Genomic DNA, 26,157 nt, shown 5'->3' with positions numbered 1-26,157 from the left:
TTGCCTGGTGATGATCAACCTGCGGAAACTTCCCAAGTACCGGTCGCTGCGACATAAATCTCCTCCATAAAATTGATATTGAGCTATTCACGACACGAGACGATGTCGTGTCGTAAGCCGCGTTGATTTCAAGGAATTACGAGACGGGTGCTCCGCCGTTATTCCTTCGGCGCGTATTGCATGTCGCCATTCCCGAAGGACCAGTCTTCGCGTGCGACATCAACAAGGTTGATGAAGATGTCCTGTTTGCGCAGGCCCGTCTTCGCGTGAATTCCGTCAGCTATTGCCTTGTAGAAGGCTTTCTTCACATCGGTCGTTCGACCGGAATTCCACGTAATCTGAATGAAGACAATACCGGGTGTGTAATCGATACCCAGATAGCCTTCCGCCGGGTAAACCAGTTCATCTGACGAGTGACGCGAGATGATCTGGAACTTGTCATTCTTCGGGACATTCGCCACGTTGATCATGGCCTCGTACACCGTGTCACTGACGGCTTTGACCACCTCGGATTTGGCATCCTTCGAAATATTGATTCGTACAATTGGCATTTCGTTCTCCTATATAGATTGCGGCCACGCAGGCTGGGGATGGAGTCTACGTCACCGCTGGTGCTGAACTAATTCCTTCGAGGATAATCTTCGATTATCGCGGCCGAAAGCGAATAATATTCATAAACATCATTCATCTCCTTGGTTCGGTTTGAAAAAACAATCGATAACTTTTGTCAAGCATCTTGCCGCTCGATACGACACGCGTCGTAGCGGTCGCACCCGTATTGACTTCGTCCAAAATCCGGATCCAGCAGCTCGCGCAGCCGCTTTTCGAATGCTGCGAGCACCGGCGCAAATTCGCGCCTTTCAGCCAGTTCCGTCATCTCGACCCTTTGATCAACGATGTCGTCATTCGCCCACCTCGTTTTCGAGGACGCCGACGTTCTGGATTTCGATTCGGATTAGATCGCCCCTCTGCAGAAACTTCGGCGGATTGAAGCCGATACCCACGCCGGCAGGGGTGCCTGTCGCGATGACATCGCCAGGCTGGAGTTCGATACCGGCGGACAGGGTTTCGATCAGAGTCGGGATGTTGAAGACGAGCTTGGAGGTGTTCGAGTTCTGACGCAATTCGCCATTCACCCAGCACTTGATATCGATGTTCTGGCCGTCCACCTCGTCCGCGGTGACCACGTGCGGGCCCATGGGGCAGAATCCATCAAGCGACTTTCCAAGGAACCACTGGCGATGGAGTTTTTGGAGGTCCCGCGCGGTGACGTCGTTGATCACGGTGTAGCCGAAAACGTGGTTCATGGCATCCGCCTTCTTGATGCCCCGCCCGCCTTTCCCGATGACTACCCCCAACTCTGCCTCGTAGTCGAGTTGACTCGTGACGCCCGTGTGCCCGGGAATCTTTCCGCCGGGCCCAATGACCGTCGATGCCGGCTTCGTGAAAATCACCGGTGCCTCGGGTGCGTGCTCGCCGTTCTTGGCGCTGCTGTCGAAGCCGGAATTCTGGAATTCAGCGGCATGCTCGTGATAGTTCTTGCCGACGCAAAAGATGTTGCGGCGAGGTTGATCGATCGGGGCCAAAATTGCCGCCTCAGCCAGCAGCAAACCTTCGCCACGCGGTTCCAAATCACGCTTGATTTGATCAAATTGTTGTACCAAGTGGACCATTCCTCCCCGAAATTGGGCTACCAAAGACTGGATCGGCCAGTACCGCGTTTTGTCAGTATCCACGAGAGCAATGAACTTCTCACCCGCTAAATCAAGATTTGCCAGCTTCATCCGGCCACTCCTCAGAAAGTCCAATTGGTTTGCGTGGTGTTAACTGTAGAACCAAAATAAACTATTTTCAAGCATGGACCAACAAAATGTTGACCAATTGGTACTTTATTGACTAAAATCGCTGGCGTGAGGATACGAGGGGAATGGCGATGAGTGAGGTAGAGGTAACAAGCCCCGTGCGGGCCGTCGGCGCGAAGGCGCTTGCCGCTTACCTGATCGAGGAAATCGCATCCGGTCGGATGGGCGATGGCATCAAACTACCGGCCGAACGACACCTAAGTGAACAATTCGGCGCGTCTCGCGGCGCGGTACGTCGCGTGTTACAGAACTTAAAGGATCGCGGACTGATTACGCAATCCGTAGGTAGCGGTACCTACGTCAGACCAGGGGCCGCCCGATCCTTGCCGGCGTCATCGCAAATGCAGGCGGAAGAGCAAGAGCTTTCTGTTCAGCAAACAAGTCCTGCCGAACTCATGGAAGCCCGACTACTCATCGAACCCTTGATGCCGAAGCTCATCGCATGGAAGGCGACGACCGCAGACTTCGACAAAATGGCTGAGTGCATTGAACGATCGGAGGCGGCTCAATCGATCGAGGAATTTGAACATTGGGATGGTGAACTGCACAGGGCCTTCGCGATTGCCACTCACAACTCGTTTTTCATGAAGATTCTCGATCTGACCAATCGTGTACGTGAGCAGGGTGAGTGGGGACGGCTCAAGAGCATGTCTTTGACTGCCGAACGGCGTAGGGAATATGAGGCTCAACATCGAGCGATTGTCGCGGCATTGCGCGACCGCGATGCTGACGCGGCCAGTCACGTCCTGGCTGAACACCTTCGGCAAGTTCAACGAAACCTCGTTGGTGCCTGATTCGTTGCGTTAAGTTGTTCCAAGTGGCGATCTGGTCTGGTGTTTCGATCCGTCGCTCAGAGACGGGCGGGTTCGCTACCGAACAACGATCGCGCCAAGGTGGCAGGCCAAACGACCGCGACGCTTTACCGGCGTGTCCGCGGCAATGCTGCATGGGGTGTTCGTGCCTTTCGTGCAATTTCTGGCGGTTTGATCCTAAAAATTCTTATCGATCAATAAGTTGCGCATCCTCCGATTGCGCGAAAGCCGTGGGGCCGCCAAGCCTTGCTGCAGCACTTCCTTCTGCAATTGGCCGCGATCGCGCATCAGCTGGCGCGATGCTTCATCCTGCAGCGGGGGCACGTGCAACACGTGCACGCGGTCGCGCTCGCCACAAGTGGCGCGCAGGTTGATCACCAGCTTGATCGCATCCAGCCGGTCGGTCTTCGCGCGCCGCTTGTGGCGTTCGACCGGAATGCTGGCCGGATCAACGACATAGCACTCGATGCCGCGCGCGTGCAGCGCACGATAGATCCAGAACGCGTCCTGTCCGGCCTCGTCGCTCACCACGATCCGCACGCCGGCCGGCAGCAACCATTTCGCCTTGTGCGCGTCGATCAGATCCTGCGCCGCCTGCAGGCGCACGGCGGCATGCTGCTGCGTGACCGTATGCACAGCCGGCTGCTCGCGCTGGCCATCGTGCAGCGCAACCTTCCACTTGTTGGCCGCCAGCTCCAGTGACACCGCCAGCACCAACTGTTCGGAATGCGTCGGGTATGCCTGATCGGCGCGCATGATGCTCCTCCTTGTAGCATGGCTCGAACGACCGATTTTATCGATCAGATCGTTGGCAGATCTCTCTGCCATATAGGATCTAGAAACGGATTCAGCGCCTGGAAGGAGTGCTGCCGCGTGAAACGGTTCGACCGGGACTCGAAGCCTCTGAAGCCGACGGCGCAGACCAACCGCATTTATGAGCAGGATTACGGCTGTTGCGCGAGCTCGAGCAGTTGGGAGCTTGTTGGCGACGTCTAATTGGCCGCGTGGCGGGAGTTGGACAATCTGAAGCGGGCTGTTGATTCGCTTGCGGATCCGTTTGGCGAGTCGTTCAAGCGACAGCGTTCTCGCAGGAGCGCCGCGCGTAAGAGTGCCGACTTATTCTCCGGTCGGCAGGACAACGTCGTCTCTCTTGTCACGCTCAGTACGGCGCGGTTGACATGGTTTCAATGCTCCTCGATGAGGGGTTGCGCGGCGGCGCGGCGCGGCGTGACGTTCCCGCGGGTAAAAACAGTGCGGGACAGCGCGAAGCGTTCACTTCCCGCCACGTTGTCTAAAACTTTCAGCGGCCTGCCGGGCGAAAGACGCGGAGATGGATTGCGCTAGCGCCTCGGCGGCGCGCGTCAGGTTGCCCAAGTGCTGCGGAAACACCAGCCACAGATCGAGCGACGGCGCGAAGTCGCTGACGTCCACCACGCTTAGTTGATTGCGCCATGCGCTCGCATGTAGCAAATCGAGCGGCACGAGGCCCAGACCTAGGCCGGCAGCGACGAGCCGCAACTTCGTATTCGTTGAGTAGGTATCGACTCTCAGCCGCAAGTACCCGCCCCCGCCGCCCATTGCATGCTCAAGGGTCGCTCGCAAACGGCATCCGTCGGGATTGAGTATCCAGTCGTGGTCCGCGAGCGACCTGATCGTCGCCTTGCGTTTGACAAGTGGCTTCGCCGCGCTTTGCACGATCTTCACATCGAACGTACCGACCGGACGGGCGATCAGGTCATCCGGCAGAGATGAACGGGGCGGGAGCATCAACACCGCAACGTCCAGCGAGCCGTTTTCCACCATGCGCTGCAGCTCCGTACCCGGCTCGGTACGCGACCTCACGGCGAGCGCCGGGAATTGCTCTTTCATGGCCATCGCCGCATCGAACAGCACGACGTCCGCCACCATTTGTGACAAACCGAGGCGCAGCGTCCCGGACGGCGCGGCGTCCTCGCGCGCGAGATCGAGCAAATGTCCGAGCGCTCGCAACAGCGGCACTGCCTGTTCGTAGACCCTGTTCGCGAGGGCGGTCGGTCGCGGGGGTTTTGTGCTGCGGTCGAATAGCTCGACGCCCAGCAGTTCTTCAAGCCGCTGGATGCGCTTGGATATCGTGGATTGCGACACACATAGCGTGTCGGCCGCGCGGGTCAGCGACGCCTCGTTGATCACCGCCACAAACGATTTCAGGTCATCGATCATAATTCCATTATGTCATGATTTATATGCCGAACATTCGTTTGCAGAAATATGCACACTAGCCTACTCTCATACCTCGCCGCGCGCCAGGCTCTTCTGGAGGGTTGCGGGTCCAACACCAATGGCTTGCCGCTATCCATGGAGATAGGGATGCCCCTCGTACGAATCGATCCGTCAAAGGATGCGTCGCCGGAAGTCGTCCGTGTCGTCAGTGACACGGTCTATGAAGCAATGATCAGTGTCGCGAACGTGCCTGAAAACGACAAGTTTCAGATCATCTCGCGCCACTCGCCCGAGGAGCTGATCTACCCAGTCGAAGGCTATCTGGGCGCGACCTATACGCCCGGCATCGTGTACATCCAGGTCACCTGGAATTCGGGGCGCACGATTGACGTAAAGAAGGCCTTCTACAAGGCGATCGCGGATGGCATCCATGCGAAGGCGGGCGTACGCAAGGAAGACATCGTGATCAGCCTCGTCGAGGTCGCGCGCGAAGACTGGTCATTCGGCAACGGTGTGATGCAGTACGCGCCGAAGGAATAAATATGCCAAACCCGACACAACTCGACGACAGCCGCGCGTGGACACGGCGCGACCTCGTCCTGCTGGTCGTCACGACGTCGATCTGTGCGCTGGGAGTGCTTGATGCCAACATGGTGGCGCTTTCGCTTCCATCGACGGCCTGCTGCCCGAGGATACGGCGATTCGATCCTCGAAGTATTTGAATAACCTGATCGAACAGGACCATCGTAACGTCAAGTCCCGGACAAACGTCATGCTCGGCTTCAGACGTTTCAGAAGCGCCGCGATCACGCTCGCAGGCATAGAGTTGATGCATCGCATTCGCAACGGGCAATTTGGTCTTGTCAGCTTGCGACTCAAAGACGCCACTGTGTCTGCCGTCTGGAATGCGGTTCTCTCGGCTCAATAACGCATCCTGATATATCGGCAGCAGACCGTTAAAACCGTCTGTTTGCACGAGAGCCCGGCGCTTAATGGCGTCATTTCATTTCTTCGCAGACGACTCTTCGTCTGAGCAGGCTCAACCCCGACTTCGGCTTTTCGCTTTCATATAGGAGATTTAACGTGTCCACAAATCGAAAGAAAATCTACGCTGCTGTTAGCGCGCTCCTTGTAGTCAGTGGAGCGGCGGGCATCTCCGCCCTTCACGGGCGGGACGTCACTCCGGTTGCCGCCGCCCAGGCTGCCGACAAACCCGCCCCGGCCGTCGAGGTCGACGTCGCTCCGGTTGTCTACAAGTCCATCACTGAGTGGCAAGCCTACTCGGGCCGACTCGAGGCAATCGACAAAGTTGACGCACGTCCTCTCGTCGGCGGAACCATTGTCGCCGTTCATTTCAAGGACGACGCGCTCGTCAAGAAGGGCGATCCGCTCTTCACAATCGATCCGAGACCCTATGTTGCCGAAGTCGACCGTGCCGCTGCTCAGCTTGCCGCAGCTCAAGCACAGGCGACCTATGCGACGACGGACGCAGCTCGCGCCGATCGTCTGATTGCCGATAACGCAATCGCAAAGCGCGACTATGACGAGAAGCAGAACGCGGCGCTCTCCGCGAAGGCGGAAGTCAAGGCCGCTGAAGCCGCTCTGGAAGCTGCGAAGGTCAACCTCGGCTACACGGAAATTGTTGCTCCCGTCGCGGGCCGCGTATCCCGTGCTGAGTTGACGCTCGGTAACGTCGTTTCGGCTGGCGCGAACGCCCCGGTCCTCACCACACTGGTGTCCGTTGATCCGATCTACGCATCGTTTGATGTCGACGAACAAACGTACCTGCGCTACCTTGGCCGAGATGCCAATGCGGCGGTTCCCGTCTCTCTCGGTCTCGCTGATGAAGACGGTTACTCCCGCCAAGGCTCGATCTTCTCAGTGGACAACCATCTCGACACGGCGTCCGGCACCATCCGCGTCCGGGCCAAATTCGATAACCCGGACGGCACGCTCGTTCCCGGTCTGTACGCCCGTATCAAGGTCGGCGGTGGCAAGCCGCATCTCGCAGTGATGGTTGATGACTCCGCCATCGGCACTGATCAGGCGAAGAAGTTCGTCCTTATTGTGGACGCCAACAACCGCGTCCATTACCGCGAGGTGACCCTCGGAAACATTCAGGACGGTCTGCGCATTGTCACGGGCGGCCTGCAACCCGGTGAGCGCATCGTCGTCGATGGCATCCAGCGCGTGCGCGCCGACGACTTCGTCCAGGCTCACGCTGTAGATATGGCCAGTGGCGCGCACTCTACGAAGCCGGCGACCTGACGCCGGAGTGACAGGAAGAACATCATGAACATCTCACGCTTCTTCATTGACCGCCCAATTTTTGCCGGCGTGCTGTCAATGCTGATCCTGCTAGGCGGGATCATTGCACTGGTGAAGCTCCCGACGGCGGAATATCCGGAGGTCATTCCCCCTTCGGTCATCGTCAAGGCGCAATATCCCGGCGCTAACCCGAAGGTCATCGCCGAAACCGTTGCTGCACCGATTGAAGAGCAAATCAACGGCGTGGAGAACATGCTGTACATGCAGTCGCAAGCCAATAGCGACGGCAACATGACGACCACCGTTACGTTCAAGCTTGGCACGAACCCGGACCTCGCCCAGCAACTGGTCCAGAACCGGGTGTCGCAAGCTCTCCCGCGTCTGCCGGAGGACGCTCAGCGTCTGGGTGTGACGACTGTCAAGGCGTCTCCCACGCTGACGATGGGCGTCAACCTGGTTTCGCCGAACAATCGCTACGACATGACGTATCTTCGTAACTATGCGCTGATTAACGTCAAGGACCACTTGGAGCGGATTCAAGGTGTCGGCGAAGTTCAGCTTTGGGGTTCGGGTGACTACGCGATGCGTATCTGGCTCGACCCGCAAAAAGTGGCGCAGCGCAACATGACAGCCCTCGACGTCGTCAACGCTGTTCGCGAGCAGAACGTGCAAGTCGCTGCGGGTATTGTTGGCGGTACCCCGTCGAATGCCCCGATTCAATTCAGCGTCAATGCGCAGGGGCGCCTCAAATCCGAAGAAGAGTTCAGGAATATCATCCTGAAGACCTCTCCCGACGGCGCTGTAACGCATCTGGGTGATGTGGCTCGAGTCGAACTCGCGGCACAGGAGTATGGCCTTCGCGCACTGCTCGACAATCATCAGGCCGTGATGATGGTCATCAACCAGCAGCCCGGCGCAAACTCGCTGCAAATCTCTGACGACGTACGCAAGACGATGAAGGAGCTGCAGGCAGACATGCCAGATGGCGTGCGCTATGAGATAGCGTACGACCCAACGCAGTTCGTTCGCGACAGTATTGACGCAGTCGTGCATACGCTCATCGAAGCGATTGTGCTCGTCGTCATCGTCGTGATTGTCTTCCTCCAAACGTGGCGCGCGTCGATAATCCCGCTTCTTGCAGTTCCCGTATCGATCGTCGGCACGTTCTCGCTGCTGCTCGGGTTCGGCTTCACCATCAACGCACTATCGCTTTTTGGCATGGTCCTCGCCATCGGGATTGTGGTTGACGATGCCATCGTGGTCGTCGAAAACGTTGAACGGAACATTGCAGCGGGCTTGACAGCGCGAGAGGCGACATACCAGGCCATGCGCGAGGTGAGCGGTCCAATTATCGCAATCGCGTTGACGCTCGTCGCTGTGTTTGTGCCGCTCGCGTTCATGTCGGGCTTGTCTGGCCAGTTCTACAAGCAGTTCGCGATGACGATCGCCATATCGACGGTTATCTCCGCGTTCAACTCGCTGACGCTCTCGCCTGCACTGTCGGCACTGCTGCTGAAGAGCCATCACGAACCGAAGGATTGGCTGACGCGCGCCATGGATCGAGTGCTCGGCGGCTTCTTCAAGCGCTTCAATCATGTTTTCAACCGGGGTTCGGAATCGTACGGCTCCGGCGTTACAAGTGTGATTAGCCGTAAAGCGCTGATGCTCGGTGTCTACGTTACGCTTCTCGGCGCGGCCGTGCTGATGGCCAAAGTTGTCCCCGGTGGCTTTGTCCCTGCACAGGACAAAGACTATCTGATCACGTTCGCTCAATTGCCGAACGGCGCATCGCTGGACCGCACTGAAGCTGTGATGCGGGAAATGGCATCGATTGCACTCAAGCAGCCGGGAGTCCAACGCGCATTGGGATTCCCGGGTCTTTCGGTCAACGGTTTCACGAACTCGTCAAGTGGCGGCATTGTTTTCGCGAAACTCAAACCGTCGAAAGAGCGTGGCAAAGGCGAATCGGCGGCCGAGATTGCAGCGGCACTGAGTGCGAAATACGCGACCATCAAGGATGCGTACATTGGGGTGTTCCCGCCGCCCCCGGTGATTGGTTTGGGTACGCTCGGCGGCTTCAAGATGCAACTCGAAGATCGCGGCGCTCTCGGATACGAAGCCCTGAACTCCGCTACACAAGCGTTCTTGAAGAGAGCTGCTCAGACGCCTGAACTCGGGCCGACCTTCTCGAGCTACCAGATCAACACGCCCCAGCTTGACGTGAACCTCGACCGCGTCAAGGCTAAGCAACTCGGTGTCTCGGTCACTGATGTCTTCGACACGATGCAGATCTATCTCGGGTCGCTGTACGTGAATGACTTCAACAAGTTCGGTCGCGTTTATCAGGTTCGCGCGCAAGCAGATGCACCGTTCCGCTCGACGGCCGCGGACATTGGTGAGCTGAAGACTCGCAACGCCACTGGCGAAATGGTACCGCTGTCGTCGCTCGTCATCATCACGCCGACCTACGGTCCGGAAATGGTTGTCCGCTACAACGGTTACACCGCAGCAGATATCAACGGTGGCCCAGCGCTTGGATACTCGTCCGACCAGGCACAGGCGGCGGCCGAACGTATCGCAGCAGAAGTCCTGCCGCGAGGCATCAAGTTCGAATGGACAGACCTGACGTATCAGCAGATTCTGGCCGGCAATTCCGCGCTCTGGATCTTCCCGATCAGCGTCCTGCTTGTGTTCCTCGTATTGGCTGCGCTGTACGAGAGCCTGACGCTGCCGCTCGCGGTCATCCTGATTGTGCCGATGAGCCTGCTGTCCGCGCTCCTGGGTGTCTGGCTGACGCGCGGTGACAACAACATCTTCACGCAGATCGGCCTGATGGTGCTTGTAGGGCTGTCGGCAAAGAACGCCATTCTCATCGTTGAGTTTGCGCGCGAACTGGAGATGGAGGGTCGCTCGATCGTGCAGGCGGCAATCGAAGCAAGTCGGCTTCGCCTGCGCCCGATTCTGATGACGTCGATCGCATTCATCATGGGCGTCGTGCCTCTCGTGCTCTCAACGGGCGCGGGTGCCGAAATGCGAAAGGCAATGGGGATTGCAGTGTTCTTCGGGATGCTGGGTGTGACCCTCTTTGGCCTGCTGCTGACCCCGGTCTTTTATGTCGTGCTTCGTAAGCTTGCCGGTAACGAACACATCGTCGACAAACACGGCAATCATCCACACGTGCACGTGAGCAAGGACGTGTACGAAGAGTTGCATACGGAATCAGCTTACGAGGAATAAGGTGAAGAAGATTAACGTTCTTGCTAAACCACTCGCTACGTGCTCTGCGTTGCTCGCATCCCTGCTCGTGCTCGCGGGCTGCTCCCTTGCACCGACCTACAAGAAGCCCGACGTCGCGACACCTGCAGCGTTCAAGGAAGCGCCAGCTACCGAAACCGCTAATGGCACGTGGAAGACCGCACAGCCGTCGGAAGAGCTCGCTCGCGGCGAATGGTGGACGGCCTTCGGCGACGCGTCGCTGAATGACCTCGAAAAGCAGGCAGCCGACGCCAACCAGAACCTGAAGGCCGCAGCTGCGCGCGTAAAGGAAGCACGCGCGTTGAACCAGGCGGCACGGGCCGGGCTCTTCCCGACGCTCGACGCCGGCTTTGGCCCAACGCGCGAGAAGCTCTCGGCTGCATCACAGTTGGAGCCAGATGGAAGAAACATCGCGCAGCAAACCCTGTGGAGGGCTCAGGCGAGCGCCTCCTACGAGGTCGACCTGTTCGGACGAGTGTCGAATACCGTGAGCGCCGCAAAGGCCGACCAGCAACAGAGTGAGGCGCTCTTCAGGTCCGTCCAGCTCGCGCTGCAGGCCGACGTTGCTCAAAACTACTTCTCGCTCCGTGAGCTCGACTCCGAAGCGCAGATCTTTGCGACGACGGTGGATCTGCGCGAACAGGCGCTGAAACTTGTCCAGAACCGCTTCGACGAGGGTGAGACGAGCGAACTGGATCTCGCTCGAGCAAAATCGGAGCTGGCTAGCGCCCGCGCTGACGCAATGACGGTACAACGCCTGCGCGCAGCGTCCGAGCATAGCCTCGCGGTGCTGCTCGGCAAGAACCCGTCCGAGTTCGGCTTGGCCGCAAATCCCCTCACGCCGATTGACGTTCGCATTCCGCCCGGTTTGCCTTCGTCGCTGCTCGAGCGACGTCCCGATATCGCTGCTGCCGAACGCGCGATGGCTGCAGCGAACGCTCGAATCGGTGTTGCCAAGGCTGCGTTCTTTCCGTCGCTGTCTCTGACCGGCACGGGTGGGTTCGAGGCCGCGACGCTTGCCGACCTGTTCAAATGGAGCAGTCGCGCCTTCCTGCTGGGCCCGCTTGCCGGAACCGCGTTGACGGTCCCTATCTTTGACGGTGGCAAACGCAAGGGGAATCTGGCAAACGCCCGCGCCGTGTATGAGGAGGATGCGGCGAACTACCGCCAACAGGTCCTGGTTGCATTCAGAGAAGTCGAAGACAACCTCAGTGATCTGCGGATCCTCGACGACCAGACAAAAGCCCAGGCTGACGCGGTATCTGCGTCAAATCGTGCTGCGCAGCTCTCCCGCACGCAGTACACCGAGGGTGCAGTCAACTATCTTGACGTTATCGACGCCGAGCGGACTGTGCTGCAGTCGCAGCGCACCGCAGCACAGCTCACTGGGCTGCAAGCGACGGCGACGGTCAACCTCATCCGTGCGCTTGGTGGTGGTTGGGGTGATCAGGCGGCCGGCTCGGCCCAGACGACAAACGTTGCGACCCGCTGAGCGACTTGACGAGTGCGAGAGACGACTTCTGCCGTCTCTCGCCTCTCGAGTGAAATACGTCACTCTTAGACGCAAAGCGATGTCCTTCAGAGTGACCCTGGCCCACAAAGCCGTTCCGTTTGAAGCTAGAAAATTCCGGCATGACGTCAAATCTAAGGATCTGGTGCAAATAGGGGCTGCGAATCGGTTCGAGTTGCCGGACTCACCGAACTGATGACCGAGGATGAGCAACCTGCAGAGTCTCGACGAGTTGTTCGAGGGGCGACATTTTGATCGCGAGATCATCATTCTGTGTGTCCACTGGTACCCTACCGGTACTACTTCATAACAGATCCATCTGGTAAAACACCGTCCTTGAGGTACCTCCTGAGAGCGACGACGAGTCCGCACGCCACGGCCACACGCGATGCGTCCCCGAGCGGACAGCTCTACAGCGCAGTTGCATCTGAAGCTCGGGGGCGACGTAGCCACTCCTTAGGCCGTTGCCTGCTCCACCGGTGGCGCGGCCATTGCGACCGTGTTAGCTCTCGCTGCATGTGCCTTGGCTGTTACGGCTTTGCGGACAGGAGCCATTTTTGTCGTTGCTTTCTTGAGCTTGGGAGTAGCCGCCGCTTTCTTGACGGCAACCTTCTTCACGGTCGCCTTCTTCGCTGTGGTCATTTTTCTCGGAACACCCTTCTTCGCCGCGACTGCGCTTTTCCGGCCGGCCTTCGGTGCAACGCCGTTCTTCGGAACAGTTACCTCAGCAACAGCTACCGGCTCGACCAGAAACTTCGTGCGATCCTTGGCACCTGCCAGCCAAGCCGGCGCGCGACCACGACCACTCCACGTCGCACCTGTCTTACGGTCAATGTACTTCGCTGGCTGCTTCCCTTTGGGCTGTCCGGTATGTGCAACCCCGTTAGCGGCAGCCACCGACTTCCTCACGACCAACTTTTGCGGAGCAGCAAAAACCGCTTCGACTGCACCCGTGGCGAGGAATTTGGTACGGTCTTTTGCGCTCGCGATCCAGGCAGGAGCACGTCCGCGGCCAGTCCAGGTCGCGCCAGTCGTCGGGTCAATGTACCTAGGGACACCGGTGGCTTTCGCGCTCTTGGCTTTAACAGCAGTCTTGCGCTCAACCGGATTCTTCGCTTCACGACGAGCCTTCGCCTTTATTTCGATGTCTGCGGTCGTGAGACTGTACTTGAGCATCAGCTCGCGAATCTGCTCCACCGCCGACTGCGCCTCCTTTGCTATCAATGCGTCAGCCTGCGCCTGAAGCTTCTTTACCCGATTCTGGATTTGTTCTAGCGTCGCCATGTGAGCTCCGTGTGGTTAAGAGAATGACCGCACTATGCCACGCACATATCGCCCAGTGTTAGTCATTTGAGAACAATGGGTACTGCCGTAAGCGCCTCGCAAGAACAATAGAGTCCCTGGGTGGCGGGAACATTCATTCAGGTATCGGGTTAAACGGAAAAACGAGTATGCATCTGGGCCAATCACGAGCGCATTTAGAGGTGCGTACCCAATGGCCCACAAAACGGCATCTTCGGGGAAAACTGGCGGCTCGATCTCGTGCCGAAGAGCACAGCAGTTCACGGACACGCGTCGGCAAAAACACGCTGGAGGGGAGCGCCCGCTTCTGGTAGCCAAGCCAGCGTCATACGAATTCATCCCGTTTTGTTGCGCGTAGTATAGAACTCACTTCTGATCGGTCAGCGCGTTTTCCGCCTTCAGGTCGGCGGCGAACTGCTTATGACGCTCGCGCAGCGTCCTACGTTTCTCTTCTGAGCGAGTAATGTAGTCGGAAAGCTCCCTTTCGAGGTCCGAGTCTTTCGCGCCCGGCTTCCACGGCACCGCACCGTGCTTGCGGCGCGTCATCCGCGCCAGTTCGAGCGCTTGCTTCGCCGCCTTTGCACATTCAAATTCCACTTCGTCGCAAAGCTCCATCGGATCGCCGTATTCCCCGACGGAACCGAGGAATTCGCGGGTGGAGTGAAGCGTGGCGGGGAACTCGCGAAGCTCCGAAGTCACCTTGTGCTTCAGCCACTTCCACTCGAGCTTGTCGGGAAACGAGAAGTCGGGGAGCTTGACGCCACTAATAGGCTGATAGCTATTGGTGCGCATCGCCTCATCAGACGCCCAGTCAGCGCGGTGCATCATCGCTCTGCAAATCCGCGCGTAGCTCTCCAGGGAGAGCGCCACGGACAGTGCCGCCTCCTTCCTGTCGCCTTTGCGCTGCCCCGCATCCCTCCAGGCGTTCCATCCAATCGAGATGATCACGCTGATCACGCTCGACGGGCCAACCACTTTCAGGACGTCCAGCCAGCCGCTCTCTTTTAGATATTCCAGCCACTCCTGCGCCATGCCCCCGCTCCCAAGACCAGCGCCCGTTCCAACCCGGACCCTTGAAATTGCCGTTTACAGCCTCTGACCGGTTTACCTCAGCCGTCGAGATTGTACAAGGAGTCGGTGAATGCGGAATGGCCCCGGGAATATATGGAGCCGCCAAATGGCGCCCGGAAGGGGAACACAACACAAAGCAGATATCCGTAGGGGACGGCACGCCATGAACTATAGCGATTTCGATTCCATCCGCTGGCGAGCCACGACCCGCAAACAAGGTTCGGCCAACTCGTCCGATTCCCACGCCTACATCACTGCGGAGAGCAGGGAAACTCCGATCACGAAGGAAGTGCGGGGTGAAGGTGCTCGGGATATTGCCGAAGCACTGGACAGAGCCGCCGCGCATCACGAACCAGTTGTGATTTGCGTTCCTTAACGGCTCGTGAGCACGAGAATTACTGACGGTTGATGCATTCTCCTATCCAATGCCCCGCAACCTCCGCCAACTGCACTGGCATGGCGTTACCGAGCTGGCGCATCGCCTGACTCCAAGAGCCATCCAGAACAAGCGTATCAGGTATGCCCTGCAACCGAGCAGCCTCCCGAACTGTAAAGTAGCGAACCGCACGGGAGCGGTCCACTAGCATGTTCTCGCCACCCGGCACGCCGTGGCTTCCGGCCTTAAGCGCCTTGGCTGGTTCATCAAGTGGACTTCCTTCGTGGCCTGGATAGGTTCTCGCGCCGGCCCGAAATTCGTGTTGTAAAAAATCTGCGACCCACGGGTCCCCGAGCCCGGCGAAGGCATCTCGACAAGTCAGCCACGGAAGCCCTTCCGGCTCGAGGCCCGTCCGCTCCAGCACACGGAGCACTGCCTGCTCAGTGCGCGATGTCGGACCACAATCTGGGCGCGGTACATAGTGCCTGTTCCAGTATTCTCCTGAGTTGTGTCGCGTATCTTCGTGGGTCGCCGTACGCCTTTCTGGATGATCCAGGCACCAAATGGATGATCGCTATTTGAACCACTCCTATCAAGGCCCACGGAATCCTGCAAAAACTGAAAGGTATAATCGAGCAGCACAAGGACCCAGGATCGCGAAAGCCTCTTCAACACTTGACGAAGACGGATATGCAACAGATACACCAGAGTGTTTCAATTCCCCAAAGCGCAGAGGAATTCGAGCAGCTATGTGCCAACATATACGGCGCCCGCTTTGGCGACCCACTGCCGAAGGTAAACGGGCGTACCGGTCAGGAGCAGCACGGCATAGATGTCCTCGTCATCCGGCCAAACGCCGCGCGGATCGGCATTCAATGTAAGCGATACGTACTGGCAGAGCTGCGGACTGACGATCTCGTCAAAGACATTGAGAGAGCTGATCTCGCGGGCTGGAGTATCAGTACACTCGTCTTTGCGACGACAGCACTACGTGATACGAAACTCGTACAATGGAGCGAGCAGATATCCGACCAGCGATTACGAGCCGGCAAATTTCCCATCCAAATCGAATTTTGGAAAGATATTTGCAACCATATATTCGCGTACCCCGAACTACAACACCAGTACGTTCCTCATGCCCCGGGCGGCATATTGCATGAAGTCCGGGAAGCGCAGGCCGCCAGCAATGACCGTGCGGCGCGAATTGAGTCACTTATCGCTTCCTTACTAAAAACGCAGAACGAACAAATAGGTAAAGGCCCTGACGTGGACGAGCACGGCAGAAAGCGAATTACCGCATGGCGCGAATACGTGGTCCGTCGGTCCATCGGTAATGCACGCAAGGCGCGCCCGCTCTTCATGTCCATTGCTGCAATCGGATTGCTCTCGTGGATTACGCTGTTATTCAAGATGTTCGCATCACATTTCGCGTTGAACGGAGCATGGTTCTTTGTCTGCATGCTTCCGTTTATGTTCGGCGTAGTTTTCACCGTCATCTGCAATCTGCTGCTTCGTCAACAGCCCGTCCTCGCCTCCCCGGTTCCCAGAAACTTACTGCTTGAGAGCAATGACAGCGGAGAGGTCTATCTGACTCGCATCTTCGCCAATTGCCCGCAATGCAGCGCCGTTATGCGGTACACGTTCCTTGGCCCTCTCAACGGCCCGCTGTACCCGAAGCTCGTGTGTCCCCGCAACGGACGAAGTCACAATCTGGACTTTGACTACACGTCAATGTCCGATGCGGGGACCGACATCCCTACCCCTCGGTCGTGAGGATGCAACGGGTCGGGACGGCATTACGGGACACGACTTCTGCAGAAATGTCAACGCCGATTGAATTCTGACCCGCCTTTCGGCGATTCGCCGAAGTAAATCTGACCCACCCGGGCCCGTGTCACGCGGCGGCTTTCGCGCCTGCCCGCGTTCCTGTTTGTCCAGCTTTTCGCTTGTCCTTCAGCCGGTAGCTCTCACCACTGATTTGCACGATATGGGCGTGATGCAGGAGCCGGTCGAGCATGGCGGCGGTGAGCGTCTGGTCGTCAGCAAACGCCGTGGCCCATTGTGTGAACGGGAGGTTGCTCGTCAACACGATGGAGCCGCGCTCATAGCGCTTGGCGACTACATTGAAGAACAGGTTTGCCTCCTCACGCCCGAACGGCAGATAGCCGATTTCGTCGATGACGAGCAGCCTCGGCCCGATGACCGCCCGATTGAAGAACTCCCGCAATCGGTTCTGCTGGTGCGCCGTCGCCAGTTGCATCATCAGGTCCGCAGCCGTGATGAATCGCGTCTTGATACCGGCCTGTGTCGCCCGATAGGCCAGTGCACTGGCGATGTGTGTCTTGCCGACCCCGGATGGGCCGAGCAACACGACGTTCTCGGCGCGCTCGATGAACGCCAGACTTCCCAGTTCCTGTATTTGCGCCCGTGGCGCACCGCTGGCGAAGCCGAAGTCGTATTGGTCCAGCGTCTTGATGGCGGGCAGCGACGCGAGCTTCGTGAGCGTTTGGCGCTTACGCTCCTCGCGCGCACTGAGTTCCGCCTGCAGCAGTTGCTCCAGGAAGTCAGCAAGGCTGGCATCGGTCGTTGCCGTGTGCTGCGCGAGCGCTCCCCAGTCACTGGCGATACGGTCGAGCTTCAGCTGCATGCACAGGCCGGCAATTCGTTCGTGCTGGAGATTCATGCGGCGACCTCCAGCAGCGCGTCATACACCGCAAGCGGATGCTGAAGGCTCTCTCGCGGCAGCACCCGGCGCAGCTTCGAAGGCGCAGGCCCTGGCGCCGATGTTGGCGTGGGCAACGGCAGCAGCGCTTCTTGCTCGAGTGCCAGCCTCGCTGTCGGACGCTCGCGTGTGGTGGCGTGCACGCGCACGTTGGCGACTTCCGCGAGCCAACGGCCGATACGCGCATTGGCGGCTTCGACATCCAGCTTCAGCCCAGACTGCTTGAGCGTCGCCGCGAGCGGCACCACGAAGCTCTCCTTCAGATAGCGGTTGAAGCGTTCGACCTTCCCCTTGGTCTTGGCCCGATAGGGTTGGCAGACCTTCGGCGTGAAGCCGTAGGTTTCGGCCACAGCAAGCAATTGGGTGTTCCATCGATGCTCGCCTTCACCAAACGCGTCGCGCTTGACAACCACGGACTTCGCGTTATCGAACAGCACGTGCTCGGGTGTGCCGCCGAAGTAGACGAACGCTTCGCGCAGGCACTCGCACAGCGTGGCGGCGTCCTCGCCGGCGGTGAAGCGCACGAAGCTCGCGCGGCTGTATCCGAGCGTCGCGACCAGCGCCAGCAGCGGCGCACGGCCACGACGGATGACGGTGAAGTCGGCCTGCATCTGTTTGCCCGGTGGCGTCTCGAACCGAACCACCGGCTCCGCTTCGTGGCGCTTGTACGGCGCCAGGAATGCCTTGAGCTGGCTGATGCCCCCTTCGTAGCCGGTTTCCTGCAGTTCCCTATGCAGCACCGTCGCCGGAATCCAGTGCGGGCGCGCGGCGGCGACACGTTCGAGCAGATAGTCCTTGAACGGGTCGAGCTTCGTCGGGCGTGGCTCACGTTGCTTGTAACGGGCCGCCTGGTCGTCGCGCAGATAGCGGCGTACCGTGTTGCGCGATAAACCCGTTTGTCGCGCTATCTCCCGTACCGCCGTTCCCCGTCTTGCCAATACCTTGATTTCCACTGCTTGCTCCTGAGTCAGCATCGGCGGCAAAAAGCCGCCATCCTCTCCCAGGTGGGTCAGGTTTACTTCGGCGGGTGGGTCAGTTTTACATCGGCGCTAACACAGAAACAGCGCTTGATGTCTATGACATCTCATATGCCGCTGCAAAAGCGGCCCGCGCGAAGCTTGACGCCGGAGGCGGCTCCGGAGATTCGACCGCAGGAAACCTGGCGCTCAACTTCGCGCATATGGTCCATTGCATCCTCCAGCAGGCTGCAGGCAAAGCCCATGGCGCCTCGATGGCCGCGGATTTGCTCCTTGACGAAGCTATCCCGCTCCCTTCGGTACCGGTGGCCTGAGCGGTAAGCACACGAAGCGAAAGGTGTCTCATCGCAAATCTGCTAGCTACACTGAAAAGATGGGCTGTCTGGGCGCGTTAAATTCGGCGAAGGAGACTCTCATGTATCATCCGCGTCGAGTTGCGCCGAGACCGGCTGCTTTCATCAGACTTTTAAGCTGGGCCGCCGACCGAGAACAATATGCAAACAATGTACGCTTACATCTCTGGAGAGACCCGAACGCTTACGATGCCCGATGCATCTGAAGAGGTTCTACCGGGTATTCCTTGGGGTGCCTTCGACGAATTGCTGACGCCGGCGTACTGGCGCGGGCAAGTCTGGCAGCATCAGCAAACAGGGGGGTACGCCGACTTCCGCCTGGGGCGCTCGCTTGAAGAGGAAGTGGCCGCGTGCTTGCTTGGAGGCTGGGGCATGCCGGCCGAACTCGCCCTCGCGGCTTACAGGCGTGTACGAGAGCGTGGGCTGTTGCGCCACGATGTCACGACCCAAGCACTAGAGGACGCACTCGCCGAGCCCTTTATATTCCACGGGCGTCAGCGCAAGTATCGCTTTTCCCGCCAGAAGGCACGTTATCTTCAGGGCTGCCTTGCCCGCTTGTACGGATACACACCACCAGTTGACGATGTTGACTTCCGCGACAGCCTACAGACGCTTCCCGGCATCGGTTTAAAGACTGCCTCGTGGATCGTACGTAATATTCGGCCGACCAGCGAAGTAGCCATTGTCGACGTACACATTCTGCGGGCGGGTCGGCATATTGGCCTCTTCCCGGATGAATGGGAACCCCAAACCCACTATCGAGAGCTTGAACGTAATTTCGTCTCACTAGCGCGGGCGCTCGGCGTCCCTGCGGCAACCCTAGACGGGCTCATATGGGATTACATGCGCCAACTCTCTCCCACGCTGCGCAAAGCCAGCCCGGGCGAGATGCGTCAGACTGACCTCTTCGCACACGAAGCGGCAGCAATTCACTGAGGTCGCCTTCGAGTCCAAAAGGACGCCTTTGCCTAGGTAAGCAAAGGCTTGCCAATCATCGCCGCGCCAGCGGCGATGAGACGCGAGCCAGCGTGAAATCCGTCAACGATTTCGCGGCCGAGTAATCCTAGAGGACAGAAAGCCAGTCCGTATGCTTCACACACGAGCGCCAGCGTCTGTAGCAGTGCCCCGGCATCACGCCACACTAGGGACTCATAGTGGCTGTACGCGGCCGCCGTTCGTGTGCAGTCTGCGACCAGGGCAATCGAACTGCCTTTCGCAAGGGGCAACAACTCTGCGCATCGCCGGAGCCAGCAATCGATGTCCGCCAACGCAATTGGCAGCTCCTCGATCGTTGCATTGTCAGAATTGACGCGCAACAGTCTGCTGTCGCTTCCACCCGGCGTAAGCAAAATGGACAATGGATGAAGGGCACCTGCTGAGAGGCTTGGACGACGCGTCCTACCCAAAGGGTCGCTCATCTTGGAGAATCTGGGCTTGGTCGCAAACATCAACGCCCCGATTATCTCGTCGAGCGGTGCAACCGTCATAGCCCGAACCGACCGGCGCCCCTCAAACACCGATTCAAACGAACGCACGGGGGGATCTCTCAGTACTTCTATCGGCCACCGCTGGGTCACCGGCCACTCGAATTCGTGGACGGGACCAGCGGTTTCACGAGGCAGTGGATCTTCAGTACGGGGCAAGGCCCAAATCCTCAAGGGTCTCGTAGTGCTTGCGACAGCCCCGGCATTCGCCGCACGCCTCATTTGCCACGTGACAGGAATGCGCCCACGCCAGAATCTCGGGGGGAACTCCCGACTCGCGGATGAGTTCCGCCGAACTAAAGACGATCGCTGGCGCCTCCAGACGAATCCCACCCTCCTGGCACTGTAGCAGTGCGTTCATCGCAGCAATAAATGTCGGCGTTCCGTCGGTGTGCATTCCATCGGTCCGGAGCGTGCCAATCTGAATCGCATCAACACCAATTCCCACGGCCTTCATTGCCGCAAGCGTGACGAGCATTTGATTGCGAAAGGGCCACCACTCGGAAACGGGCGCAACAGCGGCGGGCATCGTGCCGGCCATGTCACCGCTCCCTAACGCGCGCAGGTCCGCCTGGATGATGTGATGTTCGATAGCAAGCACGTCACAAATCGCAGCGGCAGCCCGTAGCTCTGCTACAGCAGCACGCTGTCCATAATCAATCGTGATCGCGACGGCTGGCCTCTTCCAGTATGCAATCGCCGTCGAATCCATGCCCCCTGAGAGCAATAGTGCAGTCTTCACGTCTTCCACGCGGTATGGTGCAAAGCGGTCACGAAGTCGTCGAAAATCTTGCAGTCGGTACCCACCAGCATCTTAAGGTCTTCCGCGCGCGCCGCCTGGGCCAACCCATAGACAGGCAAGTCTTCCGAGCGCGCGTAGCCTGTCTCGAAAATCGTACCGCTATCCATACCGTCCAAGATAGCGAAGACACGGTCACACTCCTTTAGAGCTGCAATATCCGCGGGTCCGACCTCTTCGGCGTTACCCGTCCCCACATCGTGTGCGGGAGAAAACACATCGAGCCCGAGATCTTGCAGGCAGCGACGGGCTTCGTCGACCAACCAGCGCTGACCGAGCGTAAAGAAGGGGCTCGCGAGATACACTTTTCCAGGCCGCGTAACCAGTTCCTCCAGTTTCGTCGCTCGCAGTTGTTCGGCTCGTGGCGAAGGCAAAGACATTGTATCGACGTACGAAGCTACCGCCTTCGACGCAAGTTCCGCCGCGACAACCGGACTCTCCCGATGTACTGCCCACTGGGCGGCGAATATGGCGGCAAAGACGTCTCCGGAACCAATCGTCCACACACGTTGAGAACGAAACGCCGGTACGGTCGCCTCGCCCTCGCGCGTCACAACGAGCGCTCCAGCGGGGCCGCATTTGACTACGACGACCTCGGCACCTTGTTCCACTAGAAGTCGTGCGCCGTCAATCGCATTGCTCGCACCGGTCAAGGCAAGCACTTCCCGTCTGTTCGACACGATTGCGAGATGCACGGCCTTGCTACCGTTCGCGCCGAAGTGGGCTGGATTGAACGCCGACTGTGGGTCGTAGACGCACCACTTTGCGTCCACTACTGCATCCCCCTCCAGCATGCCAATTCGCAACACCGCCTCATCCGAGACGCGAATAGGCGTACCACGCGCGATTCGTGCCAAAGACGGACGAATCACAGGGTTCGACATGCAGTGGACGTACTCAAAAGAAATTCCTTCCTCGACATCCACGGGAACAAAATTCAGACCGCATAGTGCGACTTCGTTCGCAAACAGCCGACGGATCTCAGCGCTCGCGTAGCCTTGCAATGTAACGCGCTCAACTTGGCTAGAAAGCGCGACCGCCGCCCGGCCACCGGAACCGTATACGAAGTCCCACTCCGGCCAGATGCAGCGCTCGTGATACACGCCGCCGACAATCGTGATTGCGCTCATTGCGTCTGCACCTTGACTTGGCAGATCGCACCGTTAATCGCGAGCACCTCGGCAACGTATGTCATGTTCCGCGTCGCGATGCACTGAATGATTTGGAGCATCGAGGGCGACGTGATCGAGCCGACCGTCTGGCCAGTGGCGGTCTTGGCGAGAAGCCGCCGGGGCGGTCCCGGCTCGAAGTCGACCACAAGTACATCCCCGACCCCTACGGTCTGGAGGACCGCAGCGTTGACGGAATTGAGATTGGTCACTTCACTCAATACGCATGGATCGGCAACGCCCCCACCGCCCTGACCACCCGCACCGCCTTTGTTCTGGTTGACGGGCTTGGGCTCCGGCCGCCAGACTTCACTGCCTCCACGATCGCTTCCTGACATACGCCCCCGCAAAATCTGGTCAATTTGGATAATGCATAGGTATGTTGTTCCCGCATCACGGTCATTGATACGCAATGCGCGGCCCTACGACTTTACAACCGCCCAGAAGGTACGTGCAACAATTAATTGACCATTCAGCTTAATGAGCGCAAGCACGCTATCACCAAGAGAAACGGTGAGCCTAGTAATGAGGTGCTGCTGCTCTGCGCTGAACTGCGATGAATGCTTCAGTTACAGTCAACGCAATCTCGAATCCAATGGCCGGCAACTGCAGCGAGTTGCGCCGGAACCGCATTACCCAGTTGTCGCATCGCCTGGCTCCAGGACCCCGAAGGAATGAACGAATCCGGCATTCCTTGAAGCCGGGCGGCCTCACGCACCGTAAAGTACCGAGGCGCACCGATACAGTCGACAAGCATATTCTCGCCACCTGGTACTCCATGACTTCCGGCTTTGAGTGCTTTGGCCGGTTCGTCAATGGGGCTTCCTTCGTGACCGGGATAAATCCTTGCGCCTGCCCGAAATTCGTGCTGTGAAATGCTGGTCCCAGCTGTCGGTTCCCCTAGCCCAACGAAGGCATCACGACAGGTCAGCCAGGGAAGCTCTTTCGGCTCGAGGCCCGTCCGCTCCAGCACACGGAGCACTGCCTGCTCAGTGCGCGATGTCGGACCACAATCTGGGCGCGGTACATCGTGCCTGTTCCAGTATTCTCCGGAAATCCACTTCTCCCATACCAAGCGTTCAACGCTATGGGTACGTCGAGGAAACGCCGTGAGCGCCCCACAGTCCGTACGCACGCCGGCAATCAGCACTCGCTCTCGTTTCTGCGCGACTCCGTAGTCCGCAGCGTTGACTGAAATCACGGCCACGTTGTACACATCTGGACCGTCCGGTCCGGTCTCGCTGCCACGCTTCAGGCCGGCGACTATTCTTGCCAGATATTCCGCAAAAGCAGGTCTGAGCAGGCCCTTAACGTTCTCGAACAAGAACCCACGTGGACGAAGCTCTCGGACAGCCCGGAGTGCTTCAGGCCACATATCGCGAGGGTCGCTCTCACCGTCCGCCCGTCCGCCCCTCGAGAAAGGTTGACACGGCGGGCCACCGACGACGATATCAACTGCGCTAAGCCGGCTCCATTCGACGGTCCGGACGTCCGCTTCCATTAGTGCCGGAGGTTGTTTATACCGAGAACCGTATAAATGGTTGCGAAGAGTCTGGCAGGCGACTGGATTGAACTCAATCATCCATTCATGTCTGAATCCAGCTTGCTCCAAGCCAATTGCCATTCCTCCACAGCCAGCAAACAATTCTCCGCAGGTAGGAACATTGACATTCTCTGGGGCAGGTAGTCCGTCCTCGGAGGATGCTATTTGTGAACCGAACTGAAGTTGCGAATCAGAAAAACACATCACACGAGCCTCTTTGTCAAAAGCTCGTGTAGAAGTAGTATTTATCCCGCTAACTGCCTAAGTTGATTCGGCGAACTGAAACGCATGCCAAAAAATGCGTCGACTGCTCGTCGCGATGCAGCGCGCCGCGCGGGATTGTTTCTTTCGTGAGACCGCCGAGTGGCCTCTATCAATCAATCGACTACCAGAGCCGTCTCGCATCGTGGTCGGCGCAATTGCAGACCGAGCGCCGACCTACTAGCCTTCAATGCGCGGACACTTCAGAATATAAATAGATGGATTTTTTCACCAAAAATCTAACCATTTATACAAATTCAATTTATACGTTGCACAAAGTGAATAGCCATAATATCTTCGCATTCAAGCCAGGCCGTACGCCGACAAACCTGATTAACCATTAAGAGTCTTCGTTAACATGGAACAGAGAAACGATAACCACGCGCTTGAAATTCAACAATCTGTTATCAACGACGTAATCTCATATATGAAGGTTTGCGAAATTCCCGCTTCCTTCATCAATCCTCGTTTGGTGCAGCTCGCACTCGAGGCGTCGTACAAGCCACAACCCGTCTTCTGGCGCGCACTGGATCGTGCGACCGTTTTGCGTGCACTTGAGAGCTATGCGCCAGGATTCAAAAACTCGCTTTCGTTCGTTGAAGAAAACGCCTACGAAATCCTCGTCGACCGGATTGACCGTATTCTCGACTTTCGCTTTCGCGACGAGTTGAACGCAGAGATTTTGCTCGCCGCGTCTCCCGCCGAACGTAAAAATCCGTTCAAATACCTGGTTCTTCAGCTTGTGGCTCGTGGCGAAGTCGAGCGAGCTAAAGACCTGATTGAGGACAAAGCGAAGGGGCCTGACGCTGCGCTCGAACTCGTCGAGGCGCAGCTTGCCGCAAAGGAAGGTCGCCCGTTCATGACCGAGTTGATGCAGGAAGCCATCGTGACCAGCCACGCATTCATCATTGACCGGCCGTTCGACGCAGTTGAGGCCGAGGACGATTAGCGACTTCGCCGTCGCCGCCTTTTTGCTAGCGCACGACAACTTTCCATTGCCCCAGTCCCACGAGGGGGCGCAAGACGAACCAGACAAACACTGTTAAAACAATGACCTTCAGACCACAGACGATTCAGATTTTTCTCCCGAGCGGTGATCCGCGCGGCATTCGCGTCGCCGAGATTACTACCCGTATCGTGCAAGCCATCGATGTCCCGAGAAGCCGCATCTCTGAGTTTCTCGAAATGCGCGAGAGCGAGCGCCTCTCTCTATATGTTCTCGTCGGGGAGGCTGACGACGGCTCCGGCAACCTTGCTTATATCGGACAAAGCGGTGACCTACGGAAGCGGCTCGCGGCACACAACAATGAAAAGGACTTCTGGCAGCGTGCGCTCGTACTGTCAACTCGAACGGAGAGCCTTACACAAACGCACGCGCTGTTCCTTGAGAATCTCCTGATCCAGGAAGCGAGGAATGCCGGCCGGTATCGCACAGACAACTGTAACGGAGGCACAAGACCACACGCACCTGCTCCGCTGGCCGCCGACTGCCTCGAGATTTTCGATACCGGCCGCACGCTCGTTGCTTCGTTAGGCGTACCGTTGTTTGAGCGGCTCGGCAACCGCGAGTCGGTAGAGAAGGCGCAGGCCCTGCTGTTCTGCAAGCGCTCAAACACTGCCGCATCAGGCTACTATACGGACGAGGGATTCGTTGTCCTACGCGGCTCGATTGGCAAAGCTGAAATCGGAAAGGGATTCCAAAGTCACTCGTTCGCGAGGTTGCGGGAGGAATTGTTACAGCAACAGAAAATCTCAATCCAGGATGGCGTCTTGATATTTGACCAGGACGTATTGTTCACGTCACCGAGCGGGGCCTCCGCAGTTGTCTGTGGGACTGCATGCAACGGCTGGCTTGACCGGAAGGACCAACACGGTGCCACCCTCCATGAACTCAAGCGGAAAGGTGAAATTGAACAATCCTCACGAATTCTTCGAGCAGCTGCCTAGCAGCATCAGTGCGCTCCCCAAGTGCTGCAGCGACACAACAATGCCTCGCTCGAAGTCGTTAAGTTTTTCGCTAGCATCGGCGGCTTTTGTCTCGGGCTTGAAGCCGTAAATGGTTCGCTCTTCAGTGTCACGCTCATGCTCCTCGTCACCGAGTCTTCGCTACCGTTAATTCCGTAAGCGCGAATTTAAGCGCACATAGATTGTCGATGGTCGAGAGCGCAGCATGTGTGTCCACAGTTTTTTCTGC

Annotated in this window: 23 protein-coding genes and 3 pseudogenes; 13 read left to right on the top strand and 13 right to left on the bottom strand. The window is 58.2% G+C overall.

All coding sequences use genetic code 11. The features are described from left to right. Positions 1 to 158: 158 nt before the first annotated feature. Positions 159 to 551, bottom strand: coding sequence for a tautomerase family protein (locus J3489_RS34865; RefSeq protein ID WP_207005367.1), 393 nt, complete (start codon positions 549 to 551; stop codon positions 159 to 161). 351 nt (positions 552 to 902) lie between these two features. Beyond that, positions 903 to 1,784: a fumarylacetoacetate hydrolase family protein gene (locus J3489_RS34860; RefSeq protein ID WP_207005366.1), complete on the bottom strand. Its 882-nt coding sequence runs from the start codon at positions 1,782 to 1,784 to the stop codon at positions 903 to 905. A 149-nt stretch (positions 1,785 to 1,933) separates the two neighbouring features. On the opposite strand from J3489_RS34860, the gene J3489_RS34855 reads away from it, so the two are divergent. Beyond that, positions 1,934 to 2,656, top strand: coding sequence for a FadR/GntR family transcriptional regulator (locus J3489_RS34855; RefSeq protein ID WP_207005372.1), 723 nt, complete (start codon positions 1,934 to 1,936; stop codon positions 2,654 to 2,656). Positions 2,657 to 2,866: 210 nt separating this feature from the next. Here J3489_RS34855 and J3489_RS34850 read toward each other — a convergent pair. Continuing rightward, positions 2,867 to 3,430: pseudogene (locus J3489_RS34850) on the bottom strand (transposase); the annotation flags it as partial. A 516-nt stretch (positions 3,431 to 3,946) separates the two neighbouring features. Then, complete coding sequence (locus tag J3489_RS34845; RefSeq protein ID WP_207005365.1) at positions 3,947 to 4,873, bottom strand: LysR family transcriptional regulator; 927 nt, start codon at positions 4,871 to 4,873, stop codon at positions 3,947 to 3,949. Positions 4,874 to 5,020: 147 nt separating this feature from the next. Between J3489_RS34845 and J3489_RS34840 the strand changes: the two genes are divergently transcribed. The 6 genes and pseudogenes from J3489_RS34840 to J3489_RS39100 all read left to right on the top strand — a co-directional run. Next, positions 5,021 to 5,413, top strand: a complete 393-nt coding sequence (locus tag J3489_RS34840; RefSeq protein WP_207005364.1) for a tautomerase family protein — start codon at positions 5,021 to 5,023, stop codon at positions 5,411 to 5,413. Between the two features lie 163 nt (positions 5,414 to 5,576). Then, positions 5,577 to 5,801: pseudogene (locus J3489_RS34835) on the top strand (DDE-type integrase/transposase/recombinase); the annotation flags it as partial. A 155-nt stretch (positions 5,802 to 5,956) separates the two neighbouring features. Next, complete coding sequence (locus tag J3489_RS34830) at positions 5,957 to 7,141, top strand: efflux RND transporter periplasmic adaptor subunit (protein WP_207005363.1); 1,185 nt, start codon at positions 5,957 to 5,959, stop codon at positions 7,139 to 7,141. Positions 7,142 to 7,165: 24 nt separating this feature from the next. Then, positions 7,166 to 10,378: an efflux RND transporter permease subunit gene (locus tag J3489_RS34825; RefSeq protein WP_207005362.1), complete on the top strand. Its 3,213-nt coding sequence runs from the start codon at positions 7,166 to 7,168 to the stop codon at positions 10,376 to 10,378. Position 10,379: 1 nt separating this feature from the next. Next, on the top strand, positions 10,380 to 11,888 hold the full coding sequence (locus J3489_RS34820) for an efflux transporter outer membrane subunit (protein WP_309491476.1): 1,509 nt from the start codon (positions 10,380 to 10,382) through the stop codon (positions 11,886 to 11,888). 223 nt (positions 11,889 to 12,111) lie between these two features. Next, positions 12,112 to 12,195 (top strand): annotated as a pseudogene (locus J3489_RS39100) (IS6 family transposase); the annotation flags it as partial. Between the two features lie 167 nt (positions 12,196 to 12,362). On the opposite strand, the gene J3489_RS34815 reads toward J3489_RS39100, so the two are convergent. Both J3489_RS34815 and J3489_RS34810 read right to left on the bottom strand, forming a co-directional pair. After that, entirely contained in the window at positions 12,363 to 13,190 is an 828-nt protein-coding gene (locus J3489_RS34815) for an H-NS family nucleoid-associated regulatory protein (RefSeq protein ID WP_207005361.1), read from the bottom strand. A gap of 384 nt (positions 13,191 to 13,574) precedes the next feature. Then, on the bottom strand, positions 13,575 to 14,240 hold the full coding sequence (locus J3489_RS34810) for a hypothetical protein (protein ID WP_207005360.1): 666 nt from the start codon (positions 14,238 to 14,240) through the stop codon (positions 13,575 to 13,577). Positions 14,241 to 14,442: 202 nt separating this feature from the next. On the opposite strand from J3489_RS34810, the gene J3489_RS34805 reads away from it, so the two are divergent. Further along, positions 14,443 to 14,655, top strand: a complete 213-nt coding sequence (locus J3489_RS34805) for a hypothetical protein (protein WP_207005359.1) — start codon at positions 14,443 to 14,445, stop codon at positions 14,653 to 14,655. Between the two features lie 19 nt (positions 14,656 to 14,674). Here J3489_RS34805 and J3489_RS38145 read toward each other — a convergent pair whose 3' ends face one another. Further along, the gene (locus J3489_RS38145; RefSeq protein ID WP_242540557.1) at positions 14,675 to 14,866 is read right to left on the bottom strand and encodes a DNA cytosine methyltransferase; all 192 of its coding nucleotides are present in this window, start codon (positions 14,864 to 14,866) and stop codon (positions 14,675 to 14,677) included. Between the two features lie 479 nt (positions 14,867 to 15,345). Between J3489_RS38145 and J3489_RS34795 the strand changes: the two genes are divergently transcribed. Next, complete coding sequence (locus tag J3489_RS34795; protein ID WP_207005358.1) at positions 15,346 to 16,428, top strand: hypothetical protein; 1,083 nt, start codon at positions 15,346 to 15,348, stop codon at positions 16,426 to 16,428. Positions 16,429 to 16,549: 121 nt separating this feature from the next. Here J3489_RS34795 and istB read toward each other — a convergent pair whose 3' ends face one another. After that, positions 16,550 to 17,338: an IS21-like element ISRso19 family helper ATPase IstB gene (gene istB / locus J3489_RS34790; RefSeq protein ID WP_207005357.1), complete on the bottom strand. Its 789-nt coding sequence runs from the start codon at positions 17,336 to 17,338 to the stop codon at positions 16,550 to 16,552. Next, entirely contained in the window at positions 17,335 to 18,351 is a 1,017-nt protein-coding gene (gene istA / locus J3489_RS34785) for an IS21 family transposase (RefSeq protein WP_207005369.1), read from the bottom strand. Before istA ends, istB begins: the two co-directional genes overlap by 4 nt. 53 nt (positions 18,352 to 18,404) lie before the next feature. Here istA and J3489_RS34780 point away from each other — a divergent pair, with 53 nt between their 5' ends. Beyond that, complete coding sequence (locus tag J3489_RS34780) at positions 18,405 to 18,668, top strand: hypothetical protein (protein ID WP_207005356.1); 264 nt, start codon at positions 18,405 to 18,407, stop codon at positions 18,666 to 18,668. 180 nt (positions 18,669 to 18,848) lie between these two features. Next, complete coding sequence (locus J3489_RS34775; protein ID WP_207005355.1) at positions 18,849 to 19,643, top strand: 8-oxoguanine DNA glycosylase; 795 nt, start codon at positions 18,849 to 18,851, stop codon at positions 19,641 to 19,643. Positions 19,644 to 20,336: 693 nt separating this feature from the next. Here the strand turns inward: J3489_RS34775 and J3489_RS34770 are convergent. The 4 genes from J3489_RS34770 to J3489_RS34755 all read right to left on the bottom strand — a co-directional run bounded on the left by J3489_RS34770 (position 20,337) and on the right by J3489_RS34755 (position 23,906). Next, positions 20,337 to 20,942, bottom strand: a complete 606-nt coding sequence (locus J3489_RS34770) for a 7-cyano-7-deazaguanine synthase (RefSeq protein ID WP_309491475.1) — start codon at positions 20,940 to 20,942, stop codon at positions 20,337 to 20,339. Further along, positions 20,930 to 22,120, bottom strand: a complete 1,191-nt coding sequence (locus J3489_RS34765) for a PfkB family carbohydrate kinase (protein WP_207005354.1) — start codon at positions 22,118 to 22,120, stop codon at positions 20,930 to 20,932. Before J3489_RS34765 ends, J3489_RS34770 begins: the two co-directional genes overlap by 13 nt. Next, positions 22,117 to 22,572 (bottom strand): hypothetical protein, encoded by a 456-nt coding sequence (locus tag J3489_RS34760; RefSeq protein WP_207005353.1) that lies wholly within the window; start codon positions 22,570 to 22,572, stop codon positions 22,117 to 22,119. The genes J3489_RS34765 and J3489_RS34760 overlap by 4 nt, the downstream gene beginning before the upstream one ends. Positions 22,573 to 22,724: 152 nt before the next feature. Then, positions 22,725 to 23,906, bottom strand: a complete 1,182-nt coding sequence (locus J3489_RS34755) for a DNA cytosine methyltransferase (RefSeq protein WP_207005352.1) — start codon at positions 23,904 to 23,906, stop codon at positions 22,725 to 22,727. 415 nt (positions 23,907 to 24,321) lie between these two features. Between J3489_RS34755 and J3489_RS34750 the strand changes: the two genes are divergently transcribed. Next, a complete protein-coding gene (locus J3489_RS34750; RefSeq protein ID WP_207005351.1) occupies positions 24,322 to 24,912 on the top strand; it encodes a hypothetical protein in 591 nt (196 codons plus the stop codon). A 101-nt stretch (positions 24,913 to 25,013) separates the two neighbouring features. Continuing rightward, a complete protein-coding gene (locus tag J3489_RS34745; protein WP_207005350.1) occupies positions 25,014 to 25,910 on the top strand; it encodes a GIY-YIG nuclease family protein in 897 nt (298 codons plus the stop codon). The last annotated feature ends 247 nt before the right edge of the window (positions 25,911 to 26,157 follow it).

This window comes from Trinickia mobilis (assembly GCF_017315705.1).
Taxonomy (GTDB): Bacteria; Pseudomonadota; Gammaproteobacteria; order Burkholderiales; family Burkholderiaceae; genus Trinickia_A; species Trinickia_A mobilis.
Note: the sequence above shows the minus strand (reverse complement) of the source record. Positions and strands in the feature narration are given on the sequence as shown.

Excerpts from the sequence above, each read along its gene's own strand:
- J3489_RS34865 (WP_207005367.1), bottom strand. The coding sequence starts at position 551 with ATGCCAATTGTACGAATCAATATTTCGAAGGATGCCAAATCCGAGGTG.
- J3489_RS34860 (WP_207005366.1), bottom strand. The coding sequence starts at position 1,784 with ATGAAGCTGGCAAATCTTGATTTAGCGGGTGAGAAGTTCATTGCTCTC.
- J3489_RS34855 (WP_207005372.1), top strand. The coding sequence starts at position 1,934 with ATGAGTGAGGTAGAGGTAACAAGCCCCGTGCGGGCCGTCGGCGCGAAG.
- J3489_RS34845 (WP_207005365.1), bottom strand. The coding sequence starts at position 4,873 with ATGATCGATGACCTGAAATCGTTTGTGGCGGTGATCAACGAGGCGTCG.
- J3489_RS34840 (WP_207005364.1), top strand. The coding sequence starts at position 5,021 with ATGCCCCTCGTACGAATCGATCCGTCAAAGGATGCGTCGCCGGAAGTC.
- J3489_RS34825 (WP_207005362.1), top strand. The coding sequence starts at position 7,166 with ATGAACATCTCACGCTTCTTCATTGACCGCCCAATTTTTGCCGGCGTG.
- J3489_RS34815 (WP_207005361.1), bottom strand. The coding sequence starts at position 13,190 with ATGGCGACGCTAGAACAAATCCAGAATCGGGTAAAGAAGCTTCAGGCG.
- J3489_RS34810 (WP_207005360.1), bottom strand. The coding sequence starts at position 14,240 with ATGGCGCAGGAGTGGCTGGAATATCTAAAAGAGAGCGGCTGGCTGGAC.
- J3489_RS34805 (WP_207005359.1), top strand. The coding sequence starts at position 14,443 with ATGAACTATAGCGATTTCGATTCCATCCGCTGGCGAGCCACGACCCGC.
- J3489_RS38145 (WP_242540557.1), bottom strand. The coding sequence starts at position 14,866 with ATGCTAGTGGACCGCTCCCGTGCGGTTCGCTACTTTACAGTTCGGGAG.
- J3489_RS34795 (WP_207005358.1), top strand. The coding sequence starts at position 15,346 with ATGCAACAGATACACCAGAGTGTTTCAATTCCCCAAAGCGCAGAGGAA.
- istB (WP_207005357.1), bottom strand. The coding sequence starts at position 17,338 with ATGAATCTCCAGCACGAACGAATTGCCGGCCTGTGCATGCAGCTGAAG.
- istA (WP_207005369.1), bottom strand. The coding sequence starts at position 18,351 with ATGCTGACTCAGGAGCAAGCAGTGGAAATCAAGGTATTGGCAAGACGG.
- J3489_RS34775 (WP_207005355.1), top strand. The coding sequence starts at position 18,849 with ATGCAAACAATGTACGCTTACATCTCTGGAGAGACCCGAACGCTTACG.
- J3489_RS34765 (WP_207005354.1), bottom strand. The coding sequence starts at position 22,120 with ATGAGCGCAATCACGATTGTCGGCGGCGTGTATCACGAGCGCTGCATC.
- J3489_RS34755 (WP_207005352.1), bottom strand. The coding sequence starts at position 23,906 with ATGTGTTTTTCTGATTCGCAACTTCAGTTCGGTTCACAAATAGCATCC.
- J3489_RS34750 (WP_207005351.1), top strand. The coding sequence starts at position 24,322 with ATGGAACAGAGAAACGATAACCACGCGCTTGAAATTCAACAATCTGTT.
- J3489_RS34745 (WP_207005350.1), top strand. The coding sequence starts at position 25,014 with ATGACCTTCAGACCACAGACGATTCAGATTTTTCTCCCGAGCGGTGAT.